This is a genomic window from Streptomyces sp. NPDC028289 (assembly GCF_055565975.1).
The window spans coordinates 542,250-555,646 of record NZ_JBVHTI010000003.1; the positions used below are offsets into that span (position 1 = coordinate 542,250).

At 70.8% G+C, this 13,397-nt stretch carries 11 protein-coding genes; 7 read left to right on the forward strand and 4 right to left on the reverse strand.

Annotated features, from left to right (window positions below):
- Window positions 1-11 precede the first annotated feature (11 nt).
- Together ACZ4UV_RS16645 and ACZ4UV_RS16650 are read left to right on the forward strand one after the other, a co-directional pair.
- Window positions 12-674, forward strand: coding sequence for an RNA polymerase sigma factor (locus ACZ4UV_RS16645; protein WP_390044277.1), 663 nt, complete (start codon window positions 12-14; stop codon window positions 672-674).
- On the forward strand, window positions 674-1,732 hold the full coding sequence (locus ACZ4UV_RS16650) for a hypothetical protein (protein ID WP_467838569.1): 1,059 nt from the start codon (window positions 674-676) through the stop codon (window positions 1,730-1,732). The genes ACZ4UV_RS16645 and ACZ4UV_RS16650 overlap by 1 nt, the downstream gene beginning before the upstream one ends.
- 214 nt (window positions 1,733-1,946) lie before the next feature.
- Here ACZ4UV_RS16650 and ACZ4UV_RS16655 read toward each other — a convergent pair whose 3' ends face one another.
- Window positions 1,947-2,801, reverse strand: a complete 855-nt coding sequence (locus ACZ4UV_RS16655; protein WP_451022312.1) for a L,D-transpeptidase family protein — start codon at window positions 2,799-2,801, stop codon at window positions 1,947-1,949.
- A gap of 106 nt (window positions 2,802-2,907) precedes the next feature.
- Here ACZ4UV_RS16655 and ACZ4UV_RS16660 point away from each other — a divergent pair, with 106 nt between their 5' ends.
- Both ACZ4UV_RS16660 and leuE read left to right on the forward strand, forming a co-directional pair.
- Complete coding sequence (locus tag ACZ4UV_RS16660; RefSeq protein WP_451022313.1) at window positions 2,908-4,488, forward strand: acyl-CoA mutase large subunit family protein; 1,581 nt, start codon at window positions 2,908-2,910, stop codon at window positions 4,486-4,488.
- A 94-nt stretch (window positions 4,489-4,582) separates the two neighbouring features.
- Window positions 4,583-5,236, forward strand: a complete 654-nt coding sequence (gene leuE / locus ACZ4UV_RS16665) for a leucine efflux protein LeuE (RefSeq protein ID WP_390044285.1) — start codon at window positions 4,583-4,585, stop codon at window positions 5,234-5,236.
- 48 nt (window positions 5,237-5,284) lie between these two features.
- Here leuE and ACZ4UV_RS16670 read toward each other — a convergent pair whose 3' ends face one another.
- Window positions 5,285-6,664, reverse strand: coding sequence for an FAD-dependent monooxygenase (locus ACZ4UV_RS16670; protein WP_467838574.1), 1,380 nt, complete (start codon window positions 6,662-6,664; stop codon window positions 5,285-5,287).
- A 71-nt stretch (window positions 6,665-6,735) separates the two neighbouring features.
- Between ACZ4UV_RS16670 and ACZ4UV_RS16675 the strand changes: the two genes are divergently transcribed.
- On the forward strand, window positions 6,736-7,395 hold the full coding sequence (locus ACZ4UV_RS16675) for a TetR/AcrR family transcriptional regulator C-terminal domain-containing protein (RefSeq protein ID WP_467838576.1): 660 nt from the start codon (window positions 6,736-6,738) through the stop codon (window positions 7,393-7,395).
- 55 nt (window positions 7,396-7,450) lie between these two features.
- Here the strand turns inward: ACZ4UV_RS16675 and ACZ4UV_RS16680 are convergent, their stop codons facing one another.
- Both ACZ4UV_RS16680 and ACZ4UV_RS16685 read right to left on the reverse strand, forming a co-directional pair.
- On the reverse strand, window positions 7,451-7,861 hold the full coding sequence (locus tag ACZ4UV_RS16680; protein WP_390044291.1) for a hypothetical protein: 411 nt from the start codon (window positions 7,859-7,861) through the stop codon (window positions 7,451-7,453).
- Window positions 7,862-8,127: 266 nt separating this feature from the next.
- On the reverse strand, window positions 8,128-9,255 hold the full coding sequence (locus ACZ4UV_RS16685; RefSeq protein ID WP_451020900.1) for an acyltransferase family protein: 1,128 nt from the start codon (window positions 9,253-9,255) through the stop codon (window positions 8,128-8,130).
- Window positions 9,256-9,517: 262 nt separating this feature from the next.
- On the opposite strand from ACZ4UV_RS16685, the gene ACZ4UV_RS16690 reads away from it, so the two are divergent.
- Both ACZ4UV_RS16690 and ACZ4UV_RS16695 read left to right on the forward strand, forming a co-directional pair.
- A complete protein-coding gene (locus ACZ4UV_RS16690; RefSeq protein WP_451020899.1) occupies window positions 9,518-10,978 on the forward strand; it encodes a hypothetical protein in 1,461 nt (486 codons plus the stop codon).
- Window positions 10,975-13,293 carry a glycosyltransferase gene (locus tag ACZ4UV_RS16695; RefSeq protein ID WP_467838580.1) on the forward strand — a complete coding sequence of 773 codons (2,319 nt, stop codon included), beginning with the start codon at window positions 10,975-10,977 and terminating at the stop codon, window positions 13,291-13,293. The genes ACZ4UV_RS16690 and ACZ4UV_RS16695 overlap by 4 nt, the downstream gene beginning before the upstream one ends.
- Window positions 13,294-13,397: the final 104 nt, after the last annotated feature.

Consider the following 13,397-nt stretch of genomic DNA (forward strand, 5'->3'; position numbering starts at 1 on the left):
GGAACACACGGGTGCTGGGGGACGACGCGGAGTTGACCGCCGCGGTACGTGCTGCACAGGACGGGGACGAGACCGCGTTCCGCATCGTCTATCGCGCGGTGCAGCCCCGCCTGCTCGGATACGTCCGCACGCTGGTCGGCGATCCGGACGCCGAGGACGTCGCCTCCGAGGCCTGGCTGCAGATCGCCCGGGACCTCGACCGGTTCAGCGGTGACGCGGACCGGTTCCGCGGCTGGGCCGCCAGGATCGCCCGCAACCGCGCCCTCGACCACATACGGATGCGCGGCCGCCGCCCCGCGATCGGCGGCGACGAGACGGAACTGACCGGCCGGGCCGCCGAGTCGGACACCGCCGGCGAGGCCATCGAGGCGCTGGCCACCGACTCCACCCTCTCCCTCATCGCCCGGCTGCCGCAGGACCAGGCCGAGGCCGTCGTCCTCAGGGTCGTCATGGGCCTCGACGCCAAGACCGCCGCCGAGACCCTCGGCAAGCGCGCCGGCGCGGTACGGACGGCGGCCCACCGGGGGTTGAAGAAACTCGCGGAGCTGCTCGGGGCCGACCCCGAGGCGGCGGGCGTCCTCGACGCGCTGCCGCCCCAGCGAGAACCGAACGCTCGTGCGGTGACGTCCGCGAGTGTGACGCATACGCGTTCGCGGACGCAGAAGGACATGTGATGGCCGACGAGCAGTACAAGTGGCTGAACCGGGTAACGGCGGAACGCCTGCTGCGCGGTGAGCCGCTCGAAGCTGTCGACGCCACCGCCCGTGACCAGGCAGAACGCCTCGCCGACACGCTCGGCGCGCTCTCCGCGCGGGCCACGCCGGCCGCCGCCGAACTCCCCGGTGAGGAAGCCGCGGTGGCTGCCTTCCGCAAAGCGCGCGAATCCGCCGAGGACGCACGGACCGCCGTGGCCGCGCGGACCGGTGCCGCCGCGTGGCCGGGCAGGGGCGCGCGGGACGCCGACGCGGGCCTCTTCCGTATCGGGGCCGGCTCCCGGCCGGCCCGGGCCCCGGGCTGGGCCCGCCCCGCACGGCTCGGCCTCGCCGCCGCGCTGACCGTCGGCATGCTCGGCGGGGTCGCGGTGGCCGCGGGCACCGGGGTGCTGCCGACGCCGTTCGACGACAACCACCCCGGACCGGCCGCCTCCGTCTCGGCCGCCGGGACCCCCGCACGCCCGCAGGGCTCGCAGTCGCCCGAGTCGCTGCTCGGCGGCGAGACCCGGACGCCGTCCTCCGACGCCACGTCCGGCGGCTCCGGGCAGCCCTCGCCCGACCCGTCCGGCAGGTCGAAGAACCGGGACACGGGGTCGGCCGGTATCCCGTCCGGCGGGTGGAGCGGTGCGCTGACGTCCTGCCGCGCGATCCGGAACGGCAAGTCCCTGGGCGCCGACCGCAGGAGTGCTCTGGAGGGACTGGCGGGCGGCGCCGGCCGGGTGGACAAGTTCTGCAAGGCCGTCCTCGGGGACGGGCTGAACGGCAGGGACGGCGTCTCCGGCGACGGCAAGGGCGGCGACAGCGGCCAGGGCGGCCAGAACGACGGCCAGGGCGACAACAACGGCCAGGGCGGCGACGACGGGGGCCGGCCGGGCAGCGGCACCGGCGGCGGCAAGGGCGACGGCTGGGGCAACGACCACCACCAGGACGGCGTGGCCACACCCGCCCCGACCGCCTTCACGCCCCTGCGGCCCAACCGGCCCGCCACCTCGCCCAGCCCCACGTACAGCGCACTCTGACCTTTGCGCACCGCTGTGACCTGCGTTTTTAAAAGTCCCTGAACTTTTTTCCCGCAGGGTGTGACGTTTTCGGCGGCGGTGGCGCAGTACAGAGTGAGCCGACTGGTCATCGGCCGTCGCACAGAGCCGGGGTTCCCCCCGTACCCGTGGCTCGTGCATCGGCGCGGGCGGGACACGTTCCCCCGGTCCCGCCCGCGCCCCGCTCGTCATCCGCTCACCAGGAGACGACGACCTTGTCGCCGTTCCTCACCTGGGCGAACAGATCCGCGATCGCCGCCTCGTCCCGCACGTTGACGCACCCGTGCGAGCCGCCCGCGTAGCCCCTCGCCGCGAAGTCGTAGGAGTAGTGGACCGCCTGGCCGCCGCTGAAGAACATCGCGTACGGCATCGACGAGTGGTAGAGCGTCGACACGTGGTGGCGGGACTTCCAGTAGACGTGGAACACCCCCTCACGGGTCGGGGTGTACTGCGCCCCGAACCGCACCGACATCGTCGACACCGTCCGCCCGTCGATCATCCAGCGCAGCGTCCGGCTGGTCTTGCTGATGCACAGCACCCGCCCGGTCAGACACCGCGGATCGGGCGCGGCGGCCGGCTGACCGCCCATCAGGTACAGCTCCCACTTCCCCGGCCTGTGCGTCATCCGCACCAGCCGCCGCCAGGTCACGGCGTCGGTCTCGCCCGTCTGCGGCAGCCCGCGCTTGCCCTGGAAGCCCTCGACGGCCTGGGCGGTGAGGTCGTCGTAGGTCCCCGTCGGCCCGTCGAACAGCCAGGCGACCTGGCGCAGCCGGGCCTGGAGCTCGCGGACGCCGGTGCCGGTGTCGCCGCGGGTGAACACGATGTGCGGCGGGACGGTCTCGACGGCGGACGGCGACGGAGAGGGAGAGGTGGCGGGAGCGGCGGGAGGGGGAGTGGCGGGAGCGGTGCCGACGGGTGTCGGGCTGTGCGGCAGGTCGATGTGGACGGGCGAGTGCCCCTTGGCGTCCCCGCCGCCCGGTGGCTGCACCGTGCACCCGCACAGCACGGCCAGTACGGCGGCCAGGATCCCCGAGTACCCCGAGACCTTCATGCCGAGGATGCTTCCCCGCGTGACCGCCGTTGAACAAAGGGGCATCGTAGGAACCAACAGACGTACCGGCATATTGGCGTATCGGCGTACTGCGGAGGTCACCGTCATGGCCCGTGAGTCCGAGTCCGGACTGCCCGTCGAGCCGGTCTACGGTCCGGGAGACCTCGCGGGCTGGGATCCGGCCGGGAAGCTCGGCGACCCGGGGGCGTACCCCTACACCCGGGGCGTCTACCCGACGATGTACACCGGCCGTCCCTGGACCATGCGCCAGTACGCGGGGTTCGGTACGGCCGCGGAGTCCAACGCCCGCTACCGGCAGCTCATCGAGCACGGCACCACCGGTCTCTCCGTCGCCTTCGACCTGCCCACCCAGATGGGCCACGACTCGGACGCGCCCCTCGCGCACGGCGAGGTCGGCAAGGTGGGGGTGGCGATCGACTCGGTCGACGACATGCGGGTGCTCTTCGGCGGGATCCCCCTGGACAGGGTCTCGACGTCGATGACGATCAACGCACCGGCGGCCGTGCTCTTGCTGCTGTACCAGCTGGTGGCGGAGGAGCAGGGCGTACCGGCGGCGGCCCTGACCGGCACCATCCAGAACGACGTCCTGAAGGAGTACATCGCGCGGGGTACGTACATCTTCCCGCCCAAGCCGTCCCTGCGGCTGACCGCGGACATCTTCGGGTACTGCCGGACCGCGATCCCGCGCTGGAACACGATCTCGATCTCCGGCTACCACATGGCCGAGGCGGGGGCGTCCCCCGTGCAGGAGATCGCCTTCACCCTGGCCGACGGCATCGAGTACGTGCGCACGGCGGTCGCGGCCGGCATGGACGTCGACGAGTTCGCGCCGCGTCTGTCCTTCTTCTTCGTGGCGCGTACGACGTTCCTGGAGGAGGTCGCCAAGTTCCGTGCCGCGCGCCGGATCTGGGCGCGGGTGATGCGGGAGGAGTTCGGCGCGCGGGACCCCAGGTCGCTGATGCTGCGCTTCCACACCCAGACGGCCGGCGTCCAGCTGACGGCCCAGCAGCCGGAGGTGAACCTGGTGCGGGTGGCGGTCCAGGCCCTGGGCGCGGTCCTCGGCGGCACCCAGTCGCTGCACACCAACTCCTTCGACGAGGCGATCGCGCTGCCGACCGACAAGAGCGCCCGCCTGGCCCTGCGCACCCAGCAGGTGCTGGCGTACGAGACCGACGTGACGGCGACGGTCGACCCCTTCGCGGGTTCGTACGCGGTGGAGCGGATGACGGACGACGTGGAGGCGGCGGCCCTCGCTCTGATGCGGCGGGTCGAGGACCTCGGCGGCGCGGTGGCGGCGATCGAGCACGGCTTCCAGAAGGGCGAGATCGAGCGGAACGCCTACCGCATCGCGCAGGAGACCGACGCGGGGGAGCGGGTGGTGGTCGGCGTCAACCGCTTCCGGCTGGACGAGGAGGAGCCGTACGAGCCGCTGCGCGTCGACCCGGCCATCGAGGCCCGGCAGGCGGAGCGCCTCGCCCTGCTGCGCGCCGACCGCGACCGGGCGGCCGTCGCCGGGGCCCTCGCCGCCCTGCAGAAGGCCGCCGAGGGCGACGACAACGTGCTCCCCCCGATGAAGGAGGCGCTGCGGGCGCGGGCCACGGTGGGCGAGGTGTGCGACGCGCTGCGGAAGGTGTGGGGGGTGTACGTCCCGACGGACGCGTTCTGACGGACGCGTTCTGACGAAGGCACCCAGGGCCGTACGGCACCCGGGGCGGTCGGCACCCGGGGCGCTGTCGGACCCGCGTGCGAGACTACGTCTCATGTTCGGCGTCATCGATCTCCCCACCTACCTGGCAGGACTCGTCCTGATCGTCCTGCTGCCCGGCCCCAACTCCCTCTACGTGCTGTCCGTCGCCGCCCGGCAGGGCATCCGGGCCGGTTACACCGCCGCCGCGGGCGTGTGGTGCGGGGACACCGTGCTGATGACGCTGTCGGCGGCCGGGGTGGCCTCGCTGCTCAAGGCCAACGTCGTGCTGTTCGGGATCGTGAAGTACGCGGGCGCCGGCTATCTCACCTGGCTGGCGGCAGGGATGCTGCGGGCGGCCTGGGCGACGTGGCGGTCGCGGAGGGAACAGGCGGCGGAGCGGACGGCACCGGCCGCCGCCCCGGCGCAGGAGCGCCCGTACCGCCGGGCCCTGGTGATCAGCCTCTTCAACCCGAAGGCGATCCTGTTCTTCATCGCCTTCTTCGTGCAGTTCGTCGACCCGGGGTACGCCTACCCGGCGCTGTCCTTCGTCGTCCTCGGCACCTTCGCCCAGCTGGCCAGCTTCCTCTATCTCAGCGCCCTGATATTCAGCGGCACCAAGCTGGCCGACGCGTTCCGCCGCCGCAAGCGGATGGCGGCGACGGCCACGTCGGCGGCGGGGGTGCTGTTCCTCGGGTTCGCGGTGAAGCTGACGCTGGCCAGCGCCTGAGCGCGCTGCTCACCGACGCTCGGTGAGCTGCTCGGCGGCCCGGAGCGCTCAGGCCCCGGTGCGCGCCGCGTATGCCCGCAGTCCCTCGGCCGTCTCACCCGCCCAGCCCACATAGCCGTCCGGGCGGACCAGGAACACACCCGGGCCGTACGACTCCGGGGCCGGCAGGCCGCCGTCCATGCCGGTCACCGGTTCCGGGGTCAGCAGCGTCCAGTGCGGCCCCCGGAACGCGTCGAACATCCGCACCCCGTCCGCGTTCCGGCCGTCGGGCGCGCGGTCGCCCGCCCGCACCGGTCCGGGATTCGCCCGGGTCTCCTCGGTCAGCGAGGACTCCCGGTAGCCGATGCCCAGCTGCACGGTGGCCTCGCCCCGCCGGACCTCGCCGCGGTGGACGCTCGTCGAGAGGCCCAGCATGGCGGCGGCGTTCGCCCGGCGCTCCTCCTCGTACGTGTCCAGGAGCGCTTCCGGGGCCCGCCCGGCGAGCACCGCGGCCAGCTTCCAGCCCAGGTTGTAGGCGTCCTGGACGCTGGTGTTCAGACCCTGGCCGCCGGCCGGGGAGTGGACATGGGCCGCGTCGCCGGCCAGGAAGACCCGGCCCACCCGGAACCGGTCGGCCAGCGCGGCGCGGGGGCGGAAGTCGGAGGCCCAGCGCACCTCGGCGATGTCCGCCGCGTCGAGGTGGGTGTACGTCGTCACCAGCCGACGCAGGCCGTCCAGGGACAGGTCGGTCTCCGTGCCCTCGGGCAGCCGGGCGCTCAGCTGGAAGTCGTCGGTGCCGGCCAGCGGGCACAGCGCCACGCCGCAGCCGTCGTCGCCGACGAAGGTGTGCCAGTGCTCGCGGTCGAGGCCCCGCACGCGCAGGTCGGCCACCAGGAAGGGGCTCGGGTCGACCGGCTCGCCGGTCATCCCGACGCCCACCGCACGCCGTACGGTCGAACGCCCGCCGTCCGCCGCCACGACATACCGTGCGCGAGCCGAGGTGCCGTCGGCGAAGCGGGCGGTCACCCCCTCCGCGTCCTGTTCCAGGCCCGTCAGTCCGCGCCCGAACGCGACCCGGCCGCCCAGCTCCCGCAGCCGCGCGTACAGCACCTCCTGCGTGCGCCACTGAGCGACCATCAGCGGTTCGGTGTACGGCGCCCCCTCGTCCGCCGCCACCGAGTCGAACATCGGCTTCGTCCCGAGGGGCTCGCCGTTCTTCCAGAGCAGCTGGGGCGGGTAGGGGCCGCCGACCGCGCGCATCGCGTCGAGCACGCCGAGGTCGTCGTACACCTCCTGCGTCCGGGGCTGGATCCCCTTGCCGCGCGAGCCAGGGAACAGCTTCTCGCCGGCCTCCACGACCCGTGCGTCCACCCCGCGCCGGGCGAGGTCGATCCCGAGGGCGAGCCCGGTGGGCCCGGCGCCCACGACCAGTACATCCATCGCATCCATCGCATTTCTCCCTAACGTTGTTAAGTGCCGTCGACGGCAAGGCTGCCCTTAACGCTGTTAAGCTGTCAAGCGTGAGTACGGAACGACGCGCCCCCCTCGACCGCCGCCGGGTCGCCGACACGGCCCTGCGCCTGCTGAACGAGGCCGGTCTGGAGGGGCTGACCGTGCGGGCCATCGCCAAGGAGCTGGACGTCAAGGCCCCGGCCCTCTACTGGCACTTCAAGGACAAGCAGGCGCTGCTCGACGAGATGGCGACGGAGATGTACCGCCGCATGGCCGCGGTCACCCGGCTCGACCCCGCCGGCACCTGGCAGGACGGGCTGCGCACGGTGAGCGGAGGGCTGCGCACGGCCCTGCTCGGCTACCGCGACGGCGCGAAGGTCTACAGCGGCTCACGCTTCACGGGCATCGACCATGCCCCCGAGCAGGAGGCCTACCTGCGCATGATGACGGAGGCCGGCTTCACCCTCGCCCAGGCGGCCCGGGCGGGCATGACGACGAACGCCTACACCATCGGCTTCGTGACGGAAGAGCAGGGCGTACAGCCCCTCCCGGGTGAACGCCGTGAGGGTTACGGCCTCGCGGAACGTGCCCGCCTGCTGGCCGGGTTCCCGCTGGCGGCGGCGGTGGGAAAGGAAATGTTCGACGACTACGACCGCCACTTCGAAGAGGGTCTGGAAGTGGTCATCGCGGGGATCGCGGCGCGGTACGGAATAGATGGTCGAACGTGAAGAGCCCGGTTCTGGATGATGTGACGACATCAGCCAGACCCGGGCTCGTGGGATTTCAGCAGTGGTCGGTGTTCGTTCCGTACCAGCCGCCCCACGTGTTCGTCGCGTAGTCGTCATAGTTGCAGTAGTAGTTTCCGGCCGCCGTCACGACCTTGACGGCCTTTCCGGCGGAGCTCTCGAAATAGCCGACGAGGCGCAGGGCTTTGCCGTTGCCCGGCATTTCCTTCCAGCCGCCGGCGCCCGACCAGGTGTGCCAGATGGTTCCGGAGGGCGCGACCCCGAAGCACTCGTCGGGCCCGTACTGCCAGGCTACGTAGTCGTACCCGTAATCGTTGACGTTTCCCGTGTAGCCGAAACAGGTGGCGGTTGCGGCGGCCGCGGGTGAGGACGACAGCCCCACCGCACCGAATGCGGCCAACGCCACTGCCGCAGCAGCGGCAGCCGATGAACGGAAACGAGACCTCACGAGCTCTCCTTTGTTCCCACGTGCATCGCCAGCTTCTTACGGATCACACGCTATGAAGAGCTGATCACGTCGTACAAGCGGTTTCCGGCTGACCTTGGTAAGTGGAGGTTATGCCTCCGTACAACCGCGTGAACGGCGGAATTCAGGGCCGCGACATGTTGCCAACTGTGAGGTGGTGCGCATTATGGAACAACTGCAAGGAATCTGCGCCTCCGTATCCCGGCCGGACATCCGGACGAGGGCTTTCCGCGGTCCTGAAAACACCCCTACCCGGTCGCGGGCGGCGCGGCTTTCAGCGCCTTCCTCAGCCGTGGCCCGAACGGTGTCTCCACGAAGCGGTGGAGCAGCCAGGCGAGCCCGAGCATCGTGAGCACCGTCACCGCCAACGTGGGCCACGGCGGCACCCCCCACCCTCGGTGCAGCACCCGGATCACGAACCATCCGAGGTGTTCGTGCACGAGGTAGAAGGGGTACGTCAGTGCCCCGGCCGTGGTCAGCCACGGCCACGCCGCCCATCGCGTCCAGCCCGCCGCCACCGCCGCGACCGCGGCGAACGCCAGGGTGACGACGAGCATCACGACGTACGGGTCGCGCGGTGTTCCCGCGTGCCACAGCCCCTCGGTGGCCGTGCGCAGTCCGAGGATCCAGGAGAGCGCCACGATGCCCCAGGGCAGCAGCCGGTTGCCGAAGCGGTGGACGAGGTAGAGGGCCAGGCCTCCGATGAAGTAGGGGGCGTACTGGGGCATCACGACCAGCTGGGCCCATGACCCGTCGCCGGCCGCGGTGGACAGGACGGCGGCCAGGGTCCACACCGAGCAGAACAGCACCACCCTGCGGTAGGTGACGCCCGGCAGGACGACGGCCAGCGCGAACAGCGCGTAGAAGCGGACCTCGACCCAGAGCGTCCAGCAGACGCCGAGCACCCGCGGTACGCCCATGGGCTGTTGGAGCATCGTCAGGTTGACCAGGAACTCGTCGAGGCGGACCGGGTGGACGACGGCGGGCAGGACCAGGGACGCCCCGGTGACCAGCACCAGAGCGACCCAGTAGGCGGGGTAGAGGCGGGCCGCGCGGGAGCGGAAGAAGTCGCCCAGCGAGCGGCCCCAGCTGCTCATGCAGATCACGAAGCCGCTGATGACGAAGAAGAACTCGACGCCGAGACAGCCGTAGACGGCCGCCCGGGACAGGGTCGGGAAGACGTGCTCGGGGTTCTGGTGCCAGGACGCGGAGACGACTCCGCCGCGTCCCGCGTAGTGGTAGAGGCAGACCATCAGGGCGGCGGCGAGCCGCAGTCCGTCGAGGGCGAGAAGTCGGGTGCGGGGGTGCCCGGGTGGGGCCGGGACGACCGGGGTCTTCGCAGGCGAGGGCGCCAGAGTGGGGGTCGCGAGTGACATGGTCCGGGACGCCTACCCGGGGCCGGACTGTTAATCATCCGATCTGTTCGCGAAGTCCCCGGGACGTGGGAAGTCCCATACCGTCACCTGGGGGAATCATAGAAAGTGTGCGGTGAACCTGCTAACCATTCTCTTACCCTTTGGGGTTCGTTAACCATACAGTCGTTTTGGCTTCCTAGTTTCTCCATCCATCCCCCCGGTGCGGGGCACCCCACCACACACAGCCGTTACACAAGCTTTGCTTGGCAAAATCAGGAGAGCTATGACGAGGGTCCAGAACAGGCGGGCACCTGCGCGCGGAGGGGAGCTGGACGACTGCCTGCACGCCTGCGCTGTGCACAGCGGCAAAGTGGTCGGCAGCCTCGACCGCCGCCGCGCGGAGCTGGCGGAGCAGCTGCGCAAGCTGCTGGTGGTCGTCGCCACGGAAGGCACCACCACGCCCGCGCCCGCCTCGGCCGGGGGTGCGACGGCGCTCCTCAAGCGCGCCGTCAAGGGCGCCGCGAGCCCCTCGGGCGGGATCAACAACGACCTGCTGGACGCTCTGCTCGCGGTCGCCAACAAGGCCCTGGAGTGCGGCTACAACGACGAGCTGAACCTCGCCCTGGTGATCAGCGACACCGTCCTCGCCCAGCGCAAGAACTCCCGCGCCGGCTGGCGGCTGCGCGCCCGCATCCTGGAGGGTCTCGGTGAGGAGCGCGAGGCCGTCGAGGCCTACGAGCGCTACCTGGAACTCACCACCGACGACGGCTTCGGCGTCGCCAACCGGATATCCGGCATGCGCCGCGCCGCCGAACGCGAACGCGAACTGCTCGACCTCCTCAAGCGCCAGGTCCCCGCGGCCACGGACCACGTCCGCGGGCCCGCCACCGCCACCTGGGCCGAGGGCCTCGCCCTGCACGCCATCGGCGACTGGCGGGCCGCCGAGCCCCGCCTGGTCGGCGCGCTGCTCGCCCTCGCCGAGGACGAGGCGCCGGTGAACGACCGGCAGGAGCTGCTCAGCCAGTACCTGGACCTGCGCCTGGCCGAGGGCAACGACGCCGGCATCACCCAGGCCGTCGCGCTCTACTCCGAGCAGCGCCGGGTCCGGATGCGCGGCCCGGTCGCCAACCCCACCGTCGACGGCGTGCAGTGGATCAGCCTCGGCGAGTTCCGCAACCAGATCGCCGGCAAGTCCGTCTGCCTGATCGCCAACTCGGGCCGGGTCGGCGCCGGCGGCATCGGCAAGCAGATCGACGACTACGACCTGGTCGTGCGCTTCAACTCGTACAAGATCGACCCGAAGCACACCGGCGAGCGCACCGACATCCACGTCAGCATCCACAAGCACGCCTTCAACTGGGAGAAGCCGGTGACCACCCGGCTGATCTTCGGCGGCGTCTCGGGCGACTGGAAGCACTCGCTGCGCAACAAGCTGGTGCCCGGCGCCCAGAAGTACCTCGGCGACGAGTCACTGCGCTGGCCGATGCGGAACATCGGGCAGATCAGCACCGACACCTGGTCGGGCATCCCGACCTCCGGGTTCAACATGCTGTGGCTGCTGGACTTCCTGGACGTCAGCCCGACCCTGGACCTGATCGGCTTCGACTTCTACGAGAGCGGCGCCTACCGCGTGCAGGAGGCCATGAAGCTGGCCATCACCTCCGTGCACGAATACACCAGCGAGAAGGACTGGGTCATGCAGCGGGCCCAGAGCGTGACGGACATGAGGATCTCCCTGCGATGACGACCACCTTCACCTCGGCGGCGCCGAACACCGACGCCAGCGCCCTCACCAAGAAGCGCCGGGTCGCCTTCGCGTCCTACGTGGACGAGAACTACCTGCCCGGCTTCCTGGTCCTGCTGCGCAGCCTCGCCCTGTCCAACCCGGGCGTCTGCGAGGACTTCGTCGTGCTCTACGACGACCTGCGCCCGGCCTCCATCGCCAAGATCCGCGCCCTGCACCCGCGGATCGTGCTGCAGCGGGTCAACGACACGCACTACGACTCGTACGTCAAGGGCGACCAGGACAACTACCTGGTCCGCAAGGCGTACTTCATCCTCGACATCTTCCGGCTGCGCGACTACGACACGGTCATCACCCTCGACACCGACATGGTCGTCCTCGGTGGTCTCGGCGAACTCCTGGAGCTGCGCGAGGGTCTCGCCGCCGTCCCGCAGTTCTTCTACGGGCAGCACAAGCTGAACTCCGGTCTTCTGGTGATCCAGAAGGAGTACCTGTCCGACGAGTTCTGCGCGAAGATCGACAAGACCGGCCGCAGCGGCGAGTACGAACTGGACAAGCACGACCAGGGCATCCTGAACGCCGTCCTGGACGGTGACTTCGTCCGCCTCGACGCCAAGTACAACTTCGTCAAGCGGCGGCTCTCCGGCGACCTCCCGGTCCCGGAGGACACCAAGATCCTGCACTTCACCGGGCGCCACAAGCCCTGGCAGGGCGGCGAGAGCGGCTACGCGCAGGCCGAGGACCGCTGGCGCGAGTTCGAGATGACCGACGCCGAGTTCCACGCGGCCTACTTCGCCTCCTCCGGCGGCCTCCACCACGACCTGGTCGTCCACTTCGGCGCCCCGCACGTCAAGCGCACCGGTGACGTGGAGATCGCCCGCAAGGTGGCCGCCGCGCACATCGCCTCCGGCGACTACCAGGACGCCGTCGACGTCATGAGCAGCGTCCACATCCCGCTGGACGAGGCCTGGCCGCACGAGGTCCTGGGGCACGCCCTGATGAGCGTCTCCCGCTACGAGGAGGCCAAGACCCAGCTGCTGCTCGCCACCGCCGCCCCCAACCGGGCCGCCACCGCCTTCGCGCGGCTCGCCCAGATCGCCTGGGTGCACGGCGACAACACCGAGGCCCTCCGGTACGCCACCGCCGGCCTCACCGTCGACCCCACGCACCGCTCCAGCCGTCTGTGGGCCCAGCGCGCGGCCGCCGTCCCCTCCCAGGAGCAGGGCAGCGCCGAGGACCAGCTGGCGCACGTCGCGTTCTACATGGACCGGCAGGGCAACGCGGGCGACAAGCTGCTCCCGGAGACCGTCCGGCTCGGCTTCGGCCCGGACACCACCTCCCGGCGCTGGCACTCCGTCCACGCCCACCGCTACTTCGACAAGGCCGCCCTGGAGCGCGTCAACGCCCGCCGGGGCCTGGTCATCGGCGGCGGCGGTCTGTTCATCCCGGACACCATGCCCAACGGCAACAGCGCCTGGCAGTGGAACGTCCCGGACGAGCACCTGCGCGCCATCGACGTCCCGATCATGATCTACGCGGTCGGCTTCAACGCCTTCGACGGCCAGTCCTACCGCGCCCAGCGGTTCAACGACAGCCTGCGGCTGCTGGTCGAGAAGTCCTCCTTCTTCGGCCTGCGCAACCACGGCTCCATCGCCAAGGTCCGCGGCATGCTCCCGCCGGAGCTCCAGGACAAGGTCGTCTTCCAGCCCTGTCCCACCACGGTCATGCGCCAGCTGGTGACCGGCTGGACCGACCCGGCGTACCGCGAGGACACGGTCATGCTCAACGCGGCCTACGACCGCGCGGGGCTGCGCTTCGGCCACGACTACGCGCACTTCCTCGCCGAGATGGCCAAGGCCGTCCGCAAGATCGGCGAGCACACCGAGGTCAAGTGCGTGGCGCACTCCCTCGACGACGAGAAGATCGCCTTCGACCTGCGCCGCGAGCACGGCATCTCGCTGCCGGTGATCCCGATGTACGACTTCTCCAACGACGAGATCCGCGAGACGTACGCCAAGACCCGCCTGGTCATCGGCATGCGCGGGCACGCCGGCATGATCCCGTTCGGGGTCGGCACGCCGATCATCTCGCTGATCTCGCACCCGAAGATGGCGTACTTCCTCAACGACATCGCGCGGCCCGAGTGGGGCGTCTCGGTGCACGAGAAGAACCTCGGCGACGTCCTCACCGAGCGCGCCATCGGCATCCTCGACAACCACGGCCGCACCGTCGCCGACGTGCACGACCGGCAGGAACAGCTCTGGAAGGTCACCCAGGAGAACCAGGCCACGATCAAGAAGATCCTGGGCCGGTGACGCCGAAGGGGCGGGTCCGGTCATCCGGACCCGCCCCTGATCGGCTGATCGGCGGCGCAGCCGCCGCCTGGGGGCTCGGGGCTGTAGTGGATATGCGGCTCCGC

Bases quoted from the DNA above. Each gene is read 5' to 3' on its own strand.
- ACZ4UV_RS16650 (WP_467838569.1), top strand. From the start codon at position 674: ATGGCCGACGAGCAGTACAAGTGGCTGAACCGGGTAACGGCGGAACGC.
- ACZ4UV_RS16655 (WP_451022312.1), bottom strand. From the start codon at position 2,801: ATGAAGGTCTCGGGGTACTCGGGGATCCTGGCCGCCGTACTGGCCGTG.
- ACZ4UV_RS16660 (WP_451022313.1), top strand. From the start codon at position 2,908: ATGGCCCGTGAGTCCGAGTCCGGACTGCCCGTCGAGCCGGTCTACGGT.
- leuE (WP_390044285.1), top strand. From the start codon at position 4,583: ATGTTCGGCGTCATCGATCTCCCCACCTACCTGGCAGGACTCGTCCTG.
- ACZ4UV_RS16670 (WP_467838574.1), bottom strand. From the start codon at position 6,664: ATGGATGCGATGGATGTACTGGTCGTGGGCGCCGGGCCCACCGGGCTC.
- ACZ4UV_RS16685 (WP_451020900.1), bottom strand. From the start codon at position 9,255: ATGTCACTCGCGACCCCCACTCTGGCGCCCTCGCCTGCGAAGACCCCG.
- ACZ4UV_RS16690 (WP_451020899.1), top strand. From the start codon at position 9,518: ATGACGAGGGTCCAGAACAGGCGGGCACCTGCGCGCGGAGGGGAGCTG.
- ACZ4UV_RS16695 (WP_467838580.1), top strand. From the start codon at position 10,975: ATGACGACCACCTTCACCTCGGCGGCGCCGAACACCGACGCCAGCGCC.